This window comes from Providencia sp. PROV174, from assembly GCF_028480685.1.
GTDB classification, from domain to species: Bacteria; Pseudomonadota; Gammaproteobacteria; order Enterobacterales; family Enterobacteriaceae; genus Providencia; species Providencia rettgeri.
On the sequence record NZ_JAMPOT010000025.1, the window covers coordinates 58,651 to 77,356 of the forward strand.

At 37.3% G+C, this 18,706-nt stretch carries 17 protein-coding genes; 9 read left to right on the forward strand and 8 right to left on the reverse strand.

Annotated elements, in window-relative coordinates:
• The first annotated feature begins 45 nt into the window (after window positions 1-45).
• Both PSE60_RS19465 and PSE60_RS19470 read left to right on the forward strand, forming a co-directional pair.
• On the forward strand, window positions 46-942 hold the full coding sequence (locus tag PSE60_RS19465) for a hypothetical protein (protein WP_272666491.1): 897 nt from the start codon (window positions 46-48) through the stop codon (window positions 940-942).
• A gap of 179 nt (window positions 943-1,121) precedes the next feature.
• Window positions 1,122-1,856, forward strand: coding sequence for a vWA domain-containing protein (locus tag PSE60_RS19470; RefSeq protein WP_272666492.1), 735 nt, complete (start codon window positions 1,122-1,124; stop codon window positions 1,854-1,856).
• Between the two features lie 120 nt (window positions 1,857-1,976).
• Here the strand turns inward: PSE60_RS19470 and efeB are convergent, their stop codons facing one another.
• The 5 genes from efeB to PSE60_RS19495 form a co-directional block, all read right to left on the reverse strand.
• Window positions 1,977-3,251 (reverse strand): iron uptake transporter deferrochelatase/peroxidase subunit, encoded by a 1,275-nt coding sequence (gene efeB, locus PSE60_RS19475; RefSeq protein ID WP_210838094.1) that lies wholly within the window; start codon window positions 3,249-3,251, stop codon window positions 1,977-1,979.
• Between the two features lie 11 nt (window positions 3,252-3,262).
• Window positions 3,263-4,162: an EfeM/EfeO family lipoprotein gene (locus tag PSE60_RS19480; protein ID WP_272666493.1), complete on the reverse strand. Its 900-nt coding sequence runs from the start codon at window positions 4,160-4,162 to the stop codon at window positions 3,263-3,265.
• The gene (locus tag PSE60_RS19485; protein ID WP_272666494.1) at window positions 4,155-4,988 is read right to left on the reverse strand and encodes an FTR1 family iron permease; all 834 of its coding nucleotides are present in this window, start codon (window positions 4,986-4,988) and stop codon (window positions 4,155-4,157) included. The genes PSE60_RS19480 and PSE60_RS19485 overlap by 8 nt, the downstream gene beginning before the upstream one ends.
• An 11-nt stretch (window positions 4,989-4,999) precedes the next feature.
• Window positions 5,000-5,335, reverse strand: a complete 336-nt coding sequence (locus PSE60_RS19490) for a cupredoxin domain-containing protein (RefSeq protein WP_210838100.1) — start codon at window positions 5,333-5,335, stop codon at window positions 5,000-5,002.
• Between the two features lie 95 nt (window positions 5,336-5,430).
• The gene (locus PSE60_RS19495; RefSeq protein WP_004913787.1) at window positions 5,431-5,988 is read right to left on the reverse strand and encodes an iron transporter; all 558 of its coding nucleotides are present in this window, start codon (window positions 5,986-5,988) and stop codon (window positions 5,431-5,433) included.
• 282 nt (window positions 5,989-6,270) lie between these two features.
• Here PSE60_RS19495 and PSE60_RS19500 point away from each other — a divergent pair, with 282 nt between their 5' ends.
• From PSE60_RS19500 to PSE60_RS19510, 3 genes are all read left to right on the forward strand, one after another.
• Window positions 6,271-7,200, forward strand: a complete 930-nt coding sequence (locus tag PSE60_RS19500; protein WP_272666495.1) for a DUF7916 family protein — start codon at window positions 6,271-6,273, stop codon at window positions 7,198-7,200.
• Window positions 7,201-7,391: 191 nt separating this feature from the next.
• Window positions 7,392-8,726, forward strand: a complete 1,335-nt coding sequence (rimO, locus tag PSE60_RS19505) for a 30S ribosomal protein S12 methylthiotransferase RimO (protein ID WP_210838103.1) — start codon at window positions 7,392-7,394, stop codon at window positions 8,724-8,726.
• Window positions 8,727-8,941: 215 nt separating this feature from the next.
• Window positions 8,942-9,583: a helix-turn-helix domain-containing protein gene (locus PSE60_RS19510; RefSeq protein WP_272666496.1), complete on the forward strand. Its 642-nt coding sequence runs from the start codon at window positions 8,942-8,944 to the stop codon at window positions 9,581-9,583.
• Between the two features lie 614 nt (window positions 9,584-10,197).
• On the opposite strand, the gene PSE60_RS19515 is transcribed toward PSE60_RS19510, so the two are convergent.
• Window positions 10,198-10,827, reverse strand: a complete 630-nt coding sequence (locus tag PSE60_RS19515) for a response regulator transcription factor (RefSeq protein WP_272666497.1) — start codon at window positions 10,825-10,827, stop codon at window positions 10,198-10,200.
• A 472-nt stretch (window positions 10,828-11,299) separates the two neighbouring features.
• On the opposite strand from PSE60_RS19515, the gene PSE60_RS19520 reads away from it, so the two are divergent.
• Complete coding sequence (locus PSE60_RS19520; RefSeq protein WP_210839653.1) at window positions 11,300-12,295, forward strand: LacI family DNA-binding transcriptional regulator; 996 nt, start codon at window positions 11,300-11,302, stop codon at window positions 12,293-12,295.
• 30 nt (window positions 12,296-12,325) lie between these two features.
• Here the strand turns inward: PSE60_RS19520 and PSE60_RS19525 are convergent, their stop codons facing one another.
• On the reverse strand, window positions 12,326-13,780 hold the full coding sequence (locus PSE60_RS19525; RefSeq protein ID WP_272666498.1) for a glycoside hydrolase family 32 protein: 1,455 nt from the start codon (window positions 13,778-13,780) through the stop codon (window positions 12,326-12,328).
• A gap of 203 nt (window positions 13,781-13,983) precedes the next feature.
• On the opposite strand from PSE60_RS19525, the gene PSE60_RS19530 reads away from it, so the two are divergent.
• From PSE60_RS19530 to purT, 3 genes are all read left to right on the forward strand, one after another.
• The gene (locus PSE60_RS19530) at window positions 13,984-14,931 is read left to right on the forward strand and encodes an aminoimidazole riboside kinase (protein WP_272666499.1); all 948 of its coding nucleotides are present in this window, start codon (window positions 13,984-13,986) and stop codon (window positions 14,929-14,931) included.
• A gap of 170 nt (window positions 14,932-15,101) precedes the next feature.
• Complete coding sequence (gene rarD, locus PSE60_RS19535; RefSeq protein WP_272666500.1) at window positions 15,102-16,028, forward strand: EamA family transporter RarD; 927 nt, start codon at window positions 15,102-15,104, stop codon at window positions 16,026-16,028.
• Between the two features lie 123 nt (window positions 16,029-16,151).
• Window positions 16,152-17,330 (forward strand): formate-dependent phosphoribosylglycinamide formyltransferase, encoded by a 1,179-nt coding sequence (gene purT, locus PSE60_RS19540; protein ID WP_210839645.1) that lies wholly within the window; start codon window positions 16,152-16,154, stop codon window positions 17,328-17,330.
• A gap of 69 nt (window positions 17,331-17,399) precedes the next feature.
• Here the strand turns inward: purT and PSE60_RS19545 are convergent, their stop codons facing one another.
• Entirely contained in the window at window positions 17,400-18,638 is a 1,239-nt protein-coding gene (locus PSE60_RS19545) for a hypothetical protein (RefSeq protein WP_272666501.1), read from the reverse strand.
• Between the last annotated feature and the right edge of the window lie 68 nt (window positions 18,639-18,706).

Genomic DNA, 18,706 nt, shown 5'->3' on the forward strand with positions numbered 1-18,706 from the left:
ATTTTTAGTTAATAAGTTGATTTTAAAAATTTTTGGAATAACATTATGAATACTATACTAAAATATAGCTGTTTTATAGCTGCAACTATATTACTTTCCGCTTGTGACGATATGGAACTTTTAAGTGGTAAAGGTAAGTTTTATTATAGTAATCCAAGTGCAAACACTATTACGTTTAAGCTGGATGGCAAAGGTTATGATGTTTTACCGGATGATAAAGGTGTTGTTTTACTTTCTAGTGGACCACACCAGTTAGTTAGTGATGAAGGTGACGTGACGGATTTTTTTGTTTTTGAAAATAACTCTGGCGGGATTATTAACCCAAATCATTTTGTTTACTACACCTTGTCTGAAGTTTATGCTGTTGATGGTAAAGAAGATAGGTTTAAACCTACTAGCTATCCCATTACAATTAATGGGCACGAACTTGCGCTACCTGCCCGTAGTTCTAACGCAACGCTTATTGATGCAAATATATTTAGGTGTAGCTACCCAGTAGGCGAAAGTTTTCCTGACTCAATCACACTCTATGATGATAAGTTAGATGGAAATATTAAATCTAAATGCTTTGATAAACATGAATTAATTGCCTATTTAGATAGTGAATATGGGCAAAATTTGTTGCCGGATCCTGCTAATCATGAAGCCGCGGATTCTATCAATATGGTATTTATATATGAAGTTCCAACTGTTACTTTTGATAATACGGATGTGCAGATAAAAGCCGAAAAATTAATTCAGTTAGTTACACGATTAAAAAATACTGATGATGTTGATATTCATAAAGAATTAAACCAAGAATTTCACCATGCTATCACTGAGTTAGTACATGAACAGGCTAGAAGCGCTTCATCAAACTCTGTTGCAGAAAATATAAAATATAATAATTTTATTCAAGAAATTAATGTAGTAAGAGAAAATGGTATTTGGTTAAAACAGTAATTGTTTAAGGGGATATACTATTTATTTATTTACTCAGGAAAATTATTATCAAGTAATAGTTTTGAAATTAATTAAGAAAATGCTTATTAAGTATACAGAGTAATCTTATTTTAAATAATTGGCGAAAAAGCGAGATTGGTGTGGTTATATTTATATTAACCACACCAAGGAACTCGGCGATGAATTTATCCATACAATCCGTTTTCACCGTCATATCAGCTGCATTTTTGTTTTTATTTTCCTCTATAGCTAGTAGTACTACTATTATTGATACTAAAAAAGACCCCGATGTTTTAGATTTAGTGTTTATTCTTGATAAAAGCGGTTCAATGTCAGGATTCGAAACCGATACAATCGGTGGATATAATAGTGTATTAACTGAAAATAAAGGGAAAAAAACAAAAACCTACATTACAACTATTTTATTTAATGACAAAACAAGTTTACTTCATAATAGAGAACCCATTGAAAAGGTTTCTAATCTAACACTTGATGATTATCCCGTTGGTGGTTATACCGCATTATTAGATGCGATAGGAGACGGTATTGAAAAAATGCAAGAAAATAGAAAGGTTACAAAAAATAATAATGTTCTTTTTGTGATAATTACAGATGGACAAGAAAATAGTAGCCGTAAATATTCTCAAGCGAAAATTAAAGCCATGATTAAGTCTGCAGAAACAGAAGATAAATGGGATTTTATTTTCTTGGGAGCCAATATTGATGCTATTTCTGAAGCAGAAAATATTGGAATTAAAAGTTCAAATGCGACTGGTTATGTCCAAGATGGGACTGGATACGATAAGGCTTATCGTGCAGTAAATAAAGCGGTGGAAGCGAAGCAAATGTCTGCGCCAATATCAGAGGATTGGAAACAAGAAGTCGAAGCGGATGTGAAGGAACGAAAAAAATAATAATATGTTCAAATCTAGGCAGTATTTTATTATTTAAAATGCCTAATAGTTGATGATAGAGTTGCAAGTAAAGCCCCTATAGCAAGGATACAAGGGTAATAGGGGCTTTTATTCATATCATTATTTAGTTTGTTTTAAGGCTGTAAACATTTTTTCGGCAAGTATGTCATGTGCCGACTCAATTCCAGGTAATACAAAGTAGTACCCACCACCAAAGGGCTTGATATAACGTTCAAGCGGTTCACCATTAAGGCGCTTTTGAGTATCGATAAAGCCTGTCTTTAAATTTTGTTGAAAAGAGACGAAAACCAACCCCATATCGAGTGTTCCTGTTTCGGTTAACCCGAGTGAATAGCTGTAGCTCCTTCGCCTTAATTTTGCAGTATAACGTTCAGGATTGCGGGGTTCTGCACGGCGCATATGGGAATCAAATAAAATACGGTCGCCATGAGGGTCTTGGCCAAACTCAGGATCATCATGCTCATTTTTCATGCCGATGGGTGCTCCTGAATCTTTATGGCGACCAAAATCATTTTCTTGATCTTCTAATGGCGTTCTATCCCAAAATTCTAAATTAAAGCGAATGAGACGTACTGCTTGGTATGTCCCTCCATCACACCAAGATGGCTCTTGACTGCCTTTTGTTATCCAAATTAATTCGTTCATCAATAAATTGTCATCAGCAGGTGCATTTCCCGTTCCATCCTTAAAACCAAAAAGATTGATAGGAGTGGAATGGCTATCAATGTCTCGTGCAGGTAAGAAGCCGTCTATTTTCCAGAGGGGAAAGCTGTATGGAGAAATATGACGCAAAATGTCACGTAATGCATAGATAACGCTTTCTTGGCTATTCGCGCATATTTGCAGAAGAAGATCGCCACCACACCATTTCTGTTCTAACCGATCGTTGGGGAAACTGGTCATTTCACTAAGATATTTAGGTTTGATTTTATTTAAGCCGAACCGGTTATCAAACAGAGAGTTACCTAAAGCAACGGTGATGGTTAGTGAGTCGGGTTGTTGTTGCGCTCCCAGAATACCAGATTCTGCGGGAGGCATTTTATCATTATTGATTGGAGGCGCTTTTTGGGGTTGGGTTAAATCAGCGATACGCTGGGTTAGTAGTGTAAAAACAGTCTGTAATTCTTCGATGGAATTTGCCGTCATATTAAATGCGATGAAGGAGGCATTTTTGGGTTCAGGCGTCAAAACACCGGCTTGGTGTGGCCCAAGATAATTGATTGCTTTGTCATAAGTGAGTTGGCAATCGGCGATTTTGTCTTGTGCTTTTAATGCTGGGGCGGCTAAAACTGCGCTACTAATTGCGAGCATTTTTAGGGCATTACGCCGAGACATTCCGTTGGTTTGAAATATATTTCTCAGTTTAGCTTGCATAAATGTATGCCTTAATATTTATAGTAAACATCGACATCGAGCTCAGCACGTAATTTTGCTAAGGTTTCGGCTTGCTGAGTGAATAATGAATAAAGCGCCATTTTGTCTTTGAGTTGTAATTGGCTATAAGGTTGATATGTCGTATTTGATAGTTGATATGACTGCATTATTTGATTAATCAGTTGGTCATTTTTCTGTATTTTTTCAAGGGTCTCTGGCTTGATAAAAGGCTTAATAATTTCAATTATTTTTTGTGACCCTTTCAAATTAGCAGCAATATCAGTTAAATCAGACAAACTGTAGATATTTTCTTTACCGCCCAATTTCGTTTCTAAGATCATTTCAATAAAATCAGCTGAGGCTTGCACGAGCTTAGGTATTTCAATGGTTTCAGTTGCTACCCGTTTATACAAATCACGCCCTTTAAGTAATAATTCTTGGTTTGCCGTTAAGGCAAGTTCAGTATTTTTTTGCATAAATAATTGGTATTCAACAAGATGAAACCCCGTAAAGCGGTAATCAGTTTCTTTATCAAGGAAATAATCGGCCCTTGGATTAATTGTTCTATCCGTATTACCAAATAAAATAATAATCGGGCGTACTGTTTCATAATGTTGGTGAGCCTGAATATACGCGGTTTGGGCTTGCTCTAGCTTTCCTTGTTGTAAACTTTGTTGTAACAATTCCAATTGCGTCACCATTTCTGCCAATTCAGCAGTGGCAAAGGCTAAATAGGTTTGGATGGCATGTTGATATTTTTCAGGAGTGGGAATATCCCCTTTAGCGATAATGATGTTATCCCCTGTTTGTACAGGGGATCTCAGTGCTTTACCTTGAACCAAACTAGGTAGTGCCATGAGTATTAAGCTAATAGAGACCCATTTGATATTATGCCTCAGTGAGCTAGACATTTTTTTTACTCCGAGTAAACAATGGGATCACAATAGCCCAATAAAGGATAAAGGTAATAACACTGAGCCAAATAGGCTGTGAACGATAAGCAAAGAAAGAAGAGATAAAATTACCAGCAATACCTGAATCATCGAGAAATGCAGTTGTATCCCAAGCGGGATAAATTAAAAACTCAGGGATAGCAAAATCATATTCAATCAGTAAGTTCGCACTTTCTTCTACCCCTTTAAGTAGGAGAGATAACGCGAGGAATAATAGGATAACGCCGGTAACTTTAAAGAAGATAGACCAAGAAATTAAGCGATTTGTTAATAAGAAAGCATAGAGTGTAAGACCTGCAATCGCAATTCCACCACCGACTTCGATAAAGAAAGTTGATGCATTAGACGCGGTTAACGACATAATAAAGCTAGATAAAAAGACGACGATTTCGCTTCCTTCACGGGCAATGGCAATAGCAATAATTAATGCTGCTCCCCACCAATTATGGTGAGCAGCATTATGGCTTATTCCTGATTCAATTTCTGATTTCATTGAGCTGCCATGTTTGTTCATCCAATACACCATTTGGACAATCAGAATACAAGCGAGTAACTCCATAAAAATCATAAACAGTGATTGCCCCGTATCATCAAGGACATTAAATACGCCATAGATGAGAAGAGCGAGTAGGATGGAGGTAATAACCCCAATAGCGACGCCAGCCCAGAGGTATTTCATACCATTGTGTGCGTCAGGGTGTCGTTTAATCCACGCATAAATAATACCAATGACAAGTAACGCTTCAAAACTTTCACGCCACACAACAAACAGAACCTGTCCCATGCTAAATCCTTTTATTTCGCAATGATCTCGCCTTTGGGGTGAGAAAGATGGAAGTCATCAAAAAAAGTATATGTGCCAGGTTTCAATGGCGCGATAACAACAACAGAGCTTGCACCAGGGGCTAAAACTTTTTCTTTTCTTAATTGAATACTTTCAAATTCTGCGGGCTCAGTGCCTGTGTTGGTAATTTTAATGCGGATAATCGTTTTTGCAGGAACTTCAAGAACACGCGGGATAAGATCACCATTTTTCATTTCTAATTCGACAGTATATTTTTCTGCAGCAAATGAAGGTAGGGGAATTATTGTACAAGTGATAACCAGTAAAAAGCTCAGTAATGTTTTCATTTTGGCTTGGTTTATCCTTTTATAACGACAAACAAAAAAGGGCTTATGCAAGAAAATTTCCTTGGTTAAGCCCTTAACTAATTTAGGTTAAAAAATTAGTAACTACCTTTACGGCCAACACCTGCGTAGTCAAAATCCCAAGAAACTTCGAAAGGTTGGAACCAAGGGGCCACACCCGTTTCTTTATCAATATGACGGCCAAAGGCAACATCTTTATTGTGTGATGGCGGGTAAATTTTATAGGTGACACGGTATTTACCATTGCCATCTAATTTGATGTTTTCACCATAATGAGGGCCATCACTTGCCACCATAGGCATAAATGTGCCTGTTTGAGTTTGTGGTTTATCACCAAGTTTAGTGACTGAATATTCAATGGTTAGGTAAGGGATCCAATCGCCTTCTGCAAAGCCATTTGGGTTATCTTCAACAGCGTGAATATCTGCTTCTAAGTGGACATCTGCTTTATCTGCAGCTAAGTGAGACATCGCATGATGGCCTTCTTCGGTATCCATTGTAATTGGTTGTAGGTAAACACCTTGGATTTCCATTCCGTTTTTGATCACAGGGTGACCGAGAGGGTACTCTTGAGCTAATGCTGAGATTGAAAACAACGCGAGACCTGAAACAGCAGCTTTATAGGCGAGTTTCATTATTTTAGTCCTTACTATAAGTGATATAGAGCTGTAATGATAATCATTACTATTACTAAAAAACAAGAGGTAATTTACGATAAGTAAATTACTAGTCGCTAAAAATGTTTGTTTTTATATAAAAATCTAAGTGTTAGAAAAAGTTATTATTCTTTAAAAAATAACTTGCTAATAGTGTGTTCTATTAGGCAGTTTATTATTGTCTACATGATATATTTTGAAGGTGTGAATTTTATTGCGAAAGAACACTTCATTCATTTTGTTGAAAATAAAGGTATAGCCATGCAACGACGTTATCTTGATTGCTCTGCTTCAGAAATTGCAAAACTCAATAAAAAGAGCCTATTAGAATCAATTAAAGCAAGTGAAGGGCGAATTTTGGTTTCTGAAACCATAGGCACAATTCAACCCGTATTAATGACGGTGACAAATGCTGAATTAGCCGCAAGCCAAGGTGCAGACATTTTATTATTGAATGTTTTTGATGTTAATCAACCGATTATGCAAGGCCTACCCGAAGGGGTTGAACCTGAGGAAATCATTCGCACACTTAAGCGTTTAACGGGACGAGCAATCGGTGTGAATTTAGAGCCTGTACCTGAGGGCTTTAATAATCCGACACAAGATGCGCAATGGAAAATGTCAGAAGGGCGATTAGCAACAGTCAAAAATGCCCTTAAATTAAAAGAAATGGGTGCGGATATTATTGTTCTAACGGGGAACCCTGGCAATGGAGTAACTAATCAGGAAATTAACCAGAGCCTTAAAGAGCTTAAAGCTGTTGTGGGTGAAGATATTGTGCTTATTACGGGAAAAATGCACGCTGCTGGTGTTTTAAATGCTTCGGCAGAGCAACTCATCACGGAAGATGATATTCGTACCTTTATTAACAATGGTGCGGATATTATTTTGCTCCCTGCTCCGGGAACGGTACCTGGGATTTCATTAGAATTTGTGCAAAAAATGGTAGGTTATTGCCATTCCCAAGGCGTGATGACAATGACGGCGATTGGCACTTCTCAAGAAGGTGCAGATTTACAAACTATTCGGCAAATTGCATTAATGTGCAAAATGACCGGGACAGATTTACACCATATTGGTGATTCAGGTTATAACGGAATCGCATTACCTGAGAATATTTTAAATTATAGTATTGTTATCCGTGGTGTTCGTCACACCTATTCACGTATTGCTCGTTCGGTTAATCGCTGATTGACATTCTTAGGTGATTTTTACAAAAATGGTTTGTAGAAATCGCCTAATTAACACAAACTTTTTCTATTATTCTCGCGTTAAATACAGATTATTTTCGATAAAAATTTATACAATTCCCTCAATTCTTCAGGTAAAATTTCGCCCATTTTTCTAAAACAATATTTATAACACAAAAAAAGAAGTGAGTTATGTCGCAAAATACTAATCCGGTGCCAAAAATTGGCTTCGTCTCTCTCGGCTGCCCGAAAAACCTAGTTGATTCAGAACGTATTTTAACTGAGTTGCGCACTGATGGTTACCAAGTCGTTCCTAGCTATGATAATGCAGACTTAGTCATTGTGAATACGTGTGGGTTTATCGATAGCGCGGTGCAGGAATCACTAGAAGCGATTGGGGAAGCTCTGAATGAAAATGGCAAAGTAATTGTCACAGGGTGCCTTGGCGCGAAAGAGAACCAAATTCGTGAAGTACATCCAAAAGTTTTAGAAATCACTGGCCCACATAGCTATGAGCAGGTACTTAACCATGTGCACCACTATGTTCCAAAACCTGAACATGATCCTTTCTTGAGTTTAGTTCCAGAACAAGGGGTAAAACTAACTCCAAAACATTACGCTTATTTAAAGATTTCCGAAGGGTGCAATCATCGTTGTACTTTTTGCATTATTCCTTCTATGCGAGGGGATTTAGATAGCCGCCCAATTGGGGATGTGTTAAATGAAGCTAAGCGTTTAGTCGCTTCAGGGGTAAAAGAGTTACTGGTTATTTCACAAGATACCTCTGCGTATGGTGTTGATGTTAAAAATAAAACGGGTTTTTGGGATGGGCAGCCTGTAAAAACTAGCATGGTGGGGTTATGTGAACAACTTGCTTCACTGGGCGTATGGGTACGTTTACATTATGTGTATCCTTATCCGCATGTTGATGATGTCATCCCTTTGATGGCAGAAGGTAAAGTTTTACCTTACCTAGATATTCCGCTGCAGCATGCAAGTCCCAAAATTTTAAAGTTAATGAAACGCCCTGGCGCTGTAGAAAGAACACTTGAGCGAATTAAACGTTGGCGTGAAATTTGCCCTGAACTCACCTTACGTTCAACATTTATTGTGGGGTTTCCTGGTGAGACAGAAGACGATTTTCAAATGCTACTCGATTTCTTATCGGAAGCTAAGTTAGACCGAGTAGGCTGCTTTAAGTATAGCCCTGTCGAGGGGGCGAAAGCGAATGAGCTGGCGGATCAAGTCCCTGAGGAAATTAAAGAAGATCGTTATCATCGTTTTATGCAATTACAACAACAAATCTCTACACAGCGTTTACAAGATAAAATTGGTAAAGAAATTTTAGTCATTATTGATGAAGTTGATGATGAGGGTGCTGTTGGCCGTAGCATGGCAGACGCACCAGAAATTGATGGTATGGTTTATCTTAATGGTGAATTTGGTGTTAACGCAGGGGATATAGTGAAAGTATTCGTTGAGCATGCAGATGAATATGACCTGTGGGGAAATATTGTCACTTCTTAAGTGAATCAGAGCGTTTTAAACGTGTAAATGGCTAACTTAGGTAAATTAAGTTAGCCATTTTGTTTTTTACCATATTGATTTACTGCTTTTAATTGTGAAAAATTGATGTGGATCAATTGGTTTAAATCTATCAATTAATAACTTGATCTAGAATATAATAATTAAATGGAAAATTGACATAATCAGATAACTCTTATCGAAGAATAAGGATAACTATGTCGATTCATTTAATATTTCCAACTACAACACCTGTAAAAGAAAGTATTTATAATTCAGATGATTATAAATATATTGTAGAGCTTACTTATACAACTATTGAAGGCGGATTAGCCTCATTACATGATAATAATATTCGAAGCTCTCTGATTAGCTCTGATGGAAAAACACTTTGGCTTAGTCATGAGTTGGGTGGCAATTTTGAGATAGCAACCTTATTATCTGATAATTTAACTTATGGAGCACAGGCTAAGTTGTATGCCGCGCCAATCGAATTACATGGGATTTTTTATTATCTAGCTCCAGTGTATTCACATGCTGGAGAGCCAGTTCTAGTTGTTGCTTTATCTTCAACTCAGAAGAACTGCAATATTTTGTTTGCACTTACGCAGGCTTTAGCAAGGGAAGCGAGTGGGAAGTTGAAGTTTCACTATTATAAACAAGAAATTTTTAGGGAAAATAAGGTAGAGCAACGACTCGCTAACTTGGATATTCATTCAGTTGAGAAAGCTTTGATTATTGAAGTGGCGCAGGCTTGTGAAGGTAAAATTCAAAAAATGCATAAAGTCCTTAATATGGGACGGACAACGTTATGGCGCAAACTAAAGCAGTATGAAATTAACATTAAAGACTACAAATAGCTTCTCTCGTATGCTTTGGGCCGCAAAAAAAAGCGCTTTCGCATGTTTTTGTGGGCAACAACAAAAAAGCATAAAAACAGCGAAGCGCGAAAAATTTACCAACATTTTGAACGACAGTCGATAGATAAATAAAGCGTAATCTATCTGCTTGTGTCGTTACTTGATGTATCGAGAAAAGAAAATGAAAACGATGCTCATTATGCTTGAGTTAGGTAAGTTGGTATGTCGTTTATAGCCCTATTTTTTTAGATTTGTGATGGATAAATATCGATGAGAAAGCGCATTGTCTTACTAAAAAATGGTGTGATAACTGCACTATTATTTTAAATGATATTTCAGTAACACAAAAAAGTATTATTTTATTTTGCAAGTATTAGTAGTTATTATTACGAGTGGAATTATCAATTCACTTAGGTTTCTTTAGTCTGTGATAGAGTAGAGCTATTGTTTATCACTTATAAAAACAAGTTATTATTTCAAAATTGACAGAATTTTTATCTATATTTATCTAAATTATAGTGTCTTTGGCATTTTTTAGGTAATTAGTTTCTGATGGCTTAGAATCAAACCACCAGAAATAATAACGCTATAACAAGATGAGCATATCATATAAATTAAATATATTTAGGATAGGTATTAATATATTCGTATTCTTGAATAAGTTGTGGTAGTGATTTAATACCTAGTTTCGTATAAATGTTAGAGCGATGAACTTCTACAGTTCTTGGTGATAGTGACAGTTTTTCAGCGGTTTCTTTACTAGTATTACCTTCTAATATCATATCCATAATCTCTCGTTCTCTAACCGAAAGACGGTTAAATTTATCAGAGAGGTAGGTATATTTCTTATACTTTTCATGCATATTTAAAAATAATTCTGTTGCGTTGCTGATGGAGTTTAGAATTTCAATGTCCTTGAAAGGAAAAGGGAAAAAATCAAAAGCTCCAGCTTTAAAACTCTCACGGCACAAACTGATAGAAGGCTCTTCAGCAAGCACAATGAATGGAACAATACCAAATGAATTATTTATATTGTTTAATCGACTAATACGATTTTCATCATTGTTTAAGAATAATAAAATACATTCTTTTACATTACCCTCACTAGGGTAAGTATAATTACTCATAAACACTTCTTCGTTATTATAAAATCTAAAGATAAAACCAAAAGATTCCATCATTAGTTTCAGTTTATTCTTAAAGACATTATCACTTTCTACGATTACGTGAATGGTGTTATTCATCACCATACTCCTGTTGAACTGATTTGATATTCATACGAATCTGATTAAATACGTAGATAAATAAAGTGAAATTATAATTTCACAATAATATTTTCTACTGATCGTTGTTCTTTTTATTAGTGTATTACTGACCTTAATTTATATTAAAAACATCATCTAGTTAAATTTAATATAAAAATAGAAACAATAGTTAAAGTTTGTGTCATTGGGTAATATTCGATTAATGACGTGTAACATGTTAGGTGAACTTACTTATTAAATGTGTTTTTTAACATAAAGTAATAGATAGAAATATTGTTAAAGCTAATCAATAATATCTTAAATCATTAGTCATAAAAAGTCTTAGATGTACACTTTATGCTGTTTTCTTAGGTGATAGTACTTAACTTGTGAATTGACGAAGATTAAGTGCTTTTTATATTTAACATGCTAAAATTTATTCTTACCTAGGTTTGATGAGTGAATATACTTAATGGCTTCTTTAAAAGACGTAGCTCGGCTTGCAAATGTTTCATTGATGACAGTATCACGGGCAATTAATAGCCCTGAATTACTCAAGCCTGAAACCTTGAAACAGGTCCAACAAGCTATTGAGTCACTCAATTATGTTCCTGATTTTTCTGCACGTAAGATTAGAGGAAAAAGTTCTAGGGTTTCTACAGTTGGCGTTTTGGCTCTTGATACAGCAACAACTCCGTTTTCTGTGGAAATCATTCTTTCAATAGAGCAAACCGCGAGGCAATTCGGCTGGAGTAGCTTTGTTGTTAATATTACCTCCAGTGAAGATAGTGAAAGAGCTGTCCGACAATTATTATCCCAGCGGCCAGATGGTATTATTTATACTACGATGGGGCTTCGAGAAGTGACTATTCCTGAAGGATTACATAATAATCGTTTGGTTCTTGCTAATTGCATAGATAAAAAAGGGCAGTTTCCAGCTTATGTACCGGATGACTTTAATGGTCAATTGAATGCAGTTAATCGCTTAATAGAGAAAGGGTATCGGAATCCTCTTTGTCTTTATATCCCGCAAGAGACACTTGCTGGAAAAACGCGCCGTGAAGCGGTGGAATCTGCATGGGCAACGGCTAATTTACCGCTAGCATCGCTTCAGCAATACCATTTAGAGCTAGGTGATGAACACTATTTAGATGTTATAGCTTTAATTAATAGTCATTTTAAGAATAAAAAACCGGATTTTGATGTCATTATTTGTGGAAATGACCGTATTGCATTTTTAGCTTACCAAGTACTGCTTAGTCGTGGTTTACGTATCCCACAAGATATCGCAGTACTTGGCTACGATAATATGATAGGTGTCGGAGAGCTATTTTACCCGCCATTAAGTACGGTTGTGTTACCGCACTATCAGTTAGGTCAACAAGCCGCTTTGCACATCATAGAAGAACGGCAGCAAAATAGTGTTGAATATGTTGCTTGCGACTTGTTAGAACGTAATTCTTTTTAGTTTCGCCGAGAAAGCAAATCGAATGGACAGTTATTCAATCGCTTTCTTGAGTTCCCAATAAATCGCTTTTTCTAGTTTAGCCTGGTGATTTATTGCAAATAATCTTAAATCTCGTTCACTTTGGTGTGGGTAGATACGGCAACTAAAATTGAGTTCACCATCATTAATAAATACTTCCAAGCTAGAGTGGTCGATAAAAGCATTTATTTTAAGTTGATGACCTTGGGGTATCGGAGCACAACGATTATCACTAATTGTATATTCAGGGTAATGACGCATTAAGGTTAATTGCTGATTTTGGTTATCAACATAGAACTGCACGCCGTATCCAATCCAAAAGCCAAATTTTTCAGCCGGGCTTTGCTGTAAATCCCAAATAAGTTCTATTTCACAACTTGTCGCATTTTCATTCAACACTATGGTGCTGTTTTTGGCTAACATTGTTGCGGAAAAATGGCTTGCAGACTGGCGTAATGATTTCAATTCCTCTATAGGTTTAGAGATAATTTTACCTTGTTCATTCAGTGTTAGCTCTCTAGGTAAAGTAAAACACCCTGACCACCCATGTTTTTGTGTGGGCATATGACTTTCCCACATATCCATCCAAGCGATAGCGATACGACGACCGTCTTTAGCTAAAAAGGTTTGAGGTGCATAAAAGTCTTGGCCAAAATCAAGCTCAGTAAATGAATGTGAAATTTGATAAGGTAAATTAGGCGACCAATTACCAACCAAATAGCCATTTTGAAATAAATTTCGATATTGATAATTTTTTGCTTTTTTTCCTTGAGGAGAAAAGAGGGCAATAAATTTTTCGCCTAATGGAAAGAAATCAGGGCATTCCCACATATAAATATCATCGTCGTCAGTTTTTGCTAGGATTTGATAATTTTGATCCCAATTTAATAAGTCAGTAGAGTTGAATAAGAGGATTTGCCCTTGATCTTGAGAGTCTCTTGCACCAACCACCATCCACCATTTGCCATCTTGTTGCCAAACTTTAGGATCTCTAAAGTGCATATAGCCATCAGGGGAAGGAAGTACAACACCTTTCTTTTCGAAATGAATACCATCTTCACTGATTGCAACACACTGTGATTGGATGATTTGGCTGTCATCACCTGGATTTGCTAACCAGATATGGCCTGTGTAAAACAAATACAATTTGTTATCGTAACTAATTGCGGAGCCTGAGAAACAACCATCTCGGTCATAATCTTCACTTGGTGCTAACGCAATGGGTTGATGTTGCCAATGGACCATATCAGTGCTTGTTGCATGACCCCAATGCATGGGGCCCCAAATCGCACTAAATGGATGATGTTGATAAAATGCGTGGTATTGTCCTTGATGATAGATCAAACCATTTGGGTCATTCATCCAGCCTACATAAGGGGCAAGGTGGTATTGTGGATAGAACTGCAAGCTCATGCTTTCCCTTGCTGTTTTGATGGTTTCGTTGGCTAATTCAAGTTGTTTTTTCATTATGGCTTCCTGAACATTTTTCGATCGCGATAACAAAATGAGCGCATGAAATTCAATAATAGGTGCGTTTATTTGCTGGCTTCTTTATACTCAATGTTAACGTTAACAGTTTGCGTTTACTAGTTTTATTTTTATGAGTTGGTAATGTGTAATTTATGAATAGGAATAAAGGTTAAAAATATAAAATTCGCAAAGGAGATATAATGAAAGTTTGGGCATTAGGGGATGCAGTCATTGATTTAATTCCTCTTCAAAACGTGCAATATGAAGCTTGTGCTGGTGGTGCGCCTGTGAATGTCGCCGCTGGGGTTGCACGCTTAGGGCAAAACAGTGGTTTTATTGGACGAGTCGGTGAAGAAGCTTTCGGGCATTTCATGCAAAAAACCTTATTTGATATAGGGGTTGATACTAGTGCGATGGAATTTGATGAAAAGTACAAAACAAGTACTGTTCTCGTCTCGTTGCATGAAAACGGAGAACGTGAGTTTTCTTTTTTAGTTTCTCCATCGGCTGACCAATTTTTAACGACAAATAACTTACCGCAATTTGGTAATGATATTTTGCATTTTTGCTCATTAGCTCTAGTGCATCATCAATGTAGAGCATCTCTATCGACAGCTATCGAACAACTAAAACTCGCTGGTGGATTACTGAGTTTTGATATTAATATTCGTCCTCAAATGTGGTCTGATCCCGATGAAATGCATCAAGTTGTTGATAATTTTGCAAAACGAGCGGATATTTTAAAACTTTCTGATGATGAGCTGCTGTGGTTAACGCAAGAAAGTCGTTTTGAAAATGCAATCGCCAAATTGCAAAGCTATCCTGCCCAATTAAAAATTGTTACTCAAGGGGCTAAAGGTTGTCAGGTGTTCACTTCTTCGGTTCAAATGGCCGTAAGTGCTTATTTAGTAGAAAGTATTGATACCACAGGGGCTGGTGATGCATTTATGGCGGGGTTGTTGGCGGCCATTTCACAATATGGGCTAGTCAACGAAAAAGAGGGGCTGATGAAGGTCATTTCGCAAGCTACTGCTTGTGGTGCATTGGCGACAACCAAAAAAGGTGCTATTGCCGCAGCGCCGACACAAGAGGAATTATGTGTATTTATGCAGCAGCAACCACCATTACATCAGCGTGATGTTTTTTGATGAAGATATATGCAGCGAGTAAATAAAAGGTAGCGATATAGTTACCTTTTATTTTAAGAATACTTGATATAATTCAACCTATATTATGATGTTGATAAGTTTTATTTTTTGCATTTTGGCGTATGATAAGTAGCTAATATTATTTAATCAGATTTTATTGTGGATAAATTATGTTGCTTCGCTCGGGAGTAGCTCTTGCTATTTTTTCCTATATCTTATGGGGAATCACACCATTATTTTATCGTTTACTTCCCGGAGCGGAACCTTTAGAGCTACTTGCAGAACGTCTTATTTGGTCTGTGCCTATACTTTTTTTTGTTCGCTTGATTATTAAAAATAAATCTTTATGGCGCGAGGTATGGTCTGATAAACGGTCGATAATTCTGTGTTTATTTAGCTCGTTGGTTATGGCGATATCTTGGACAACATTTACCTACGCATTAACTCACGGACAGGTGTTAGCCGCGAGTCTTGGGTACTTTATTAACCCATTATTCTCTATTCTACTTGGTGTTTTATTCCTTCGTGAACGGCTTGTTTTTGCAGAAAAAATGGCTGTTATTTTTATTTGTGCGGGGGTCGGTTACCAAATTTGGCAGTATGGCGAATTACCTATTTTAGCGTTAGTCATGGGGAGTGCTTTTGCGGTATATGGATTAATCCGTAAATTTATTCGATTTGATGTGATTACGTCTTTATTTCTAGAAGCGCTTTGGTTGCTGCCTATTGCAATAGCAATCTCTTGGTGGTTAGCTTCTAATGGTTTAAGTGCCGTGGCCCAAGGGGATTGGCAAATAAAAGTTCTTTATATGTTAGCGGCTCCAGTCACGATCATTCCTTTGCTCTTTTTTACCGCGGCAATTAAACGAACGTCATTAACAGTGATCGGTTTAGCACAATATATAGAACCAACAATTCAATTCTTATTAGCCGTATTTTTATTTAATGAGCTATTTGATTGGGTCAAAGGCATTAGTTTTTCACTTATTTGGATTGGTTTAATGTTTTGTGTGTTAGCTATCATGCGCAAACAGTATATTAAATTTTCTCATAAAGAACCCTTTATTACAGGGCGTGACAAAACACCATTAAATTAAATAATTAATCATATTATCAACAAATTATAAATTTTTTGTCTTATGGTATTTTTTCCTTGATAGTAAAGGCAAACGATTGCGTATATAATTGGCAGCAACTTTTTGTCAGTAAGGTTATCAATCATGAATCAATTAGGTACTGCGCTGTGTAAATCAGCAACAAAAGTGATGTTATTAGGTGCTGGAGAGTTAGGCAAAGAAGTTGCGATTGAATGTCAACGCTTGGGCATCGAAGTTATTGCGGTTGATCGCTATGATAATGCGCCAGCGATGCATGTTGCACACCGCAGTTATACAATAAACATGCTTGATGGCGAAGCGATGAAGCGAATAGTTTCAATTGAAAAACCCGATATTATTGTGCCTGAAATTGAAGCGATTGCGACACAGGTATTAATGGAACTGGAACAACAAGGACAAAAAGTAGTTCCATCTGCGAAAGCGATTGTTCTTACTATGGATAGAGAAGGGATCCGTCGTTTAGCTGCAGAAGAGTTGAAGTTGCCAACATCAGAGTACCAATTTGTAGACAGCAAATCCGATTTTATCGCAGTAGCAGAAAAAATCGGTTTTCCTTGTATTGTTAAGCCTGTGATGAGTTCGTCAGGGAAGGGGCAAAGTGTGATCCGTTCTCGAGACGAATTAAATCAAGCTTGGGATTACTCACAGCAAGGTGGTCGAGCAGGTCAAGGCCGTGTAATTGTTGAAAAAATGGTTAATTTTGATTTTGAAATCACATTGTTAACGGTTAATGCGGTGGATGGCATTCACTTTTGTGCGCCAGTAGGGCACCGACAAGAAAAAGGGGATTATCGCGAGTCTTGGCAGCCACAGTACATGAGTGAAGTGGCGTTGAAAAAAGCGCAAGATGTTGCTGAGAAAATTGTTACCTCTTTGGGGGGCTACGGAATATTTGGTGTTGAATTATTTGTGTGTGGTGACGATATCATTTTTAATGAAGTTTCGCCTCGTCCCCATGATACAGGCATGGTGACGCTGATTTCACAGAGTTTATCTGAATTTGCCTTACATGTTCGCGCATTTCTTGGCTTCCCAATCGGTGTGATTCGTCAATATGGGCCGAGTGCTTCAGCGGTTATTTTACCCAATTTACAAAGCCAAAATGTGATCTTTTCAAATATTGGCGCAGCGTTGGGGGCTGATACGCAATTACGGTTATTTGGTAAACCTGAAATTGCAGGAACTCGCCGGTTAGGTGTTGCTTTGGCTATTGCAGATTCGATTGAAAGTGCATTAAAAATGGCGAAAAAAACCGCGAATACAGTGCATGTTTCTGGCTGACTTCAATGATATTAGCGCTCAATGACTTTAAGTGACTGAGCGCTAACAGAGTAAATCAATGACGATGATTTACTCTAAGAAAAACGATACATCAATGCTACCGCGATAACTACCTGCTCTAACACTACCATTGTGGCATAGGTTGAAGTATAAGTTCTTTTTCAAATTAGTCGTTGTGATATCCCCTAATTTGACTCGCTCATAGTATCTGATACCATCCGGGTTACCATTGCGGCAGATGTCAGATGAAGGCACGGTTTGGGAAGCCACAATATATGGCCGTTCGGTAGTTTCAGATGAGCTACCCGAGACTAAATCCAACGCCATCCCAGCTAAATTAGTGCCTGCCGTGGTACCTGTACTATTTTGCCCATATAATTGTTGGTTTGCTGATAACACCATCAGCAATTTACCCGTAGTTACACAGTTAATACTCATACTGGCAGGGCGTGTTTCCAGTAATGTATTTTGTTTATAGCCCGCTAGCTGGGTACTAAAGATAATATTAGTACTTGTGATCGGGGTGACAGTACAAGAATCCAATGCTTCAATACTGAGTGTGCTGTCGGCCAGTAACTGAGTATCCGCATGAGCGAAACCCATATAGGAGTAAATTGAACCTTGACCAAATATGAGTTGTTCATCGGTTGATAATCGATAACGTCCTTTAACTACCGCTGTGGGCCCACCTGACTGAGAACTGGCAAACGCTGAAAAGCTCGTAATATCGGCGCGAATATACCCCGTAGGAGTCCCCAACGCTTGAAAGTAATTATTAATTGGTGTAGAGCTGTATTCCAATCCCCAAGCTAAATCCCCACTGGATTTTAAATTTCCCGCAATTTGTCGTGATTGTTTTAAGGTGGCCGTTTTGATAACAGACTCATAGCTTGAGTTTTTATAAGAAGTCGATACCGTACCATTGAGTAATAAAACGATAATTCGGCTACTATCATTCTCATTAATTAAGCGAATACCTGGCGCACCTTCATATTTTGGGAAATTAGATAGGATCGTATTATTTCTCATAGTAGAAAATTTAAGATAGGTATCGTACTTAGGTAACATGGGGTAGTTAACATTGGGATCACTTAATGGATAGGTGAATGGGCTTAGATACCGTGCATGAGTATTCAAATAAGCACTACGGTTCGCGGGATATAACTCCCCTAAATAACCCGTTTGACCCGCTCTAACTGTTAATTTATCCCCAGCAGCTGAAGCTGTAAATGCACCGCCCAATAATAATGCACAAGAAAGACTTGAGCATAAGTAACGGAAAAAAATAGAAGAATGGTACTTTTTCAAAGTTATGCCTTTTATAAAACGGAATTGAGTAATCTTATGGCGACAATTACTGGCACTGTGTATTTAAA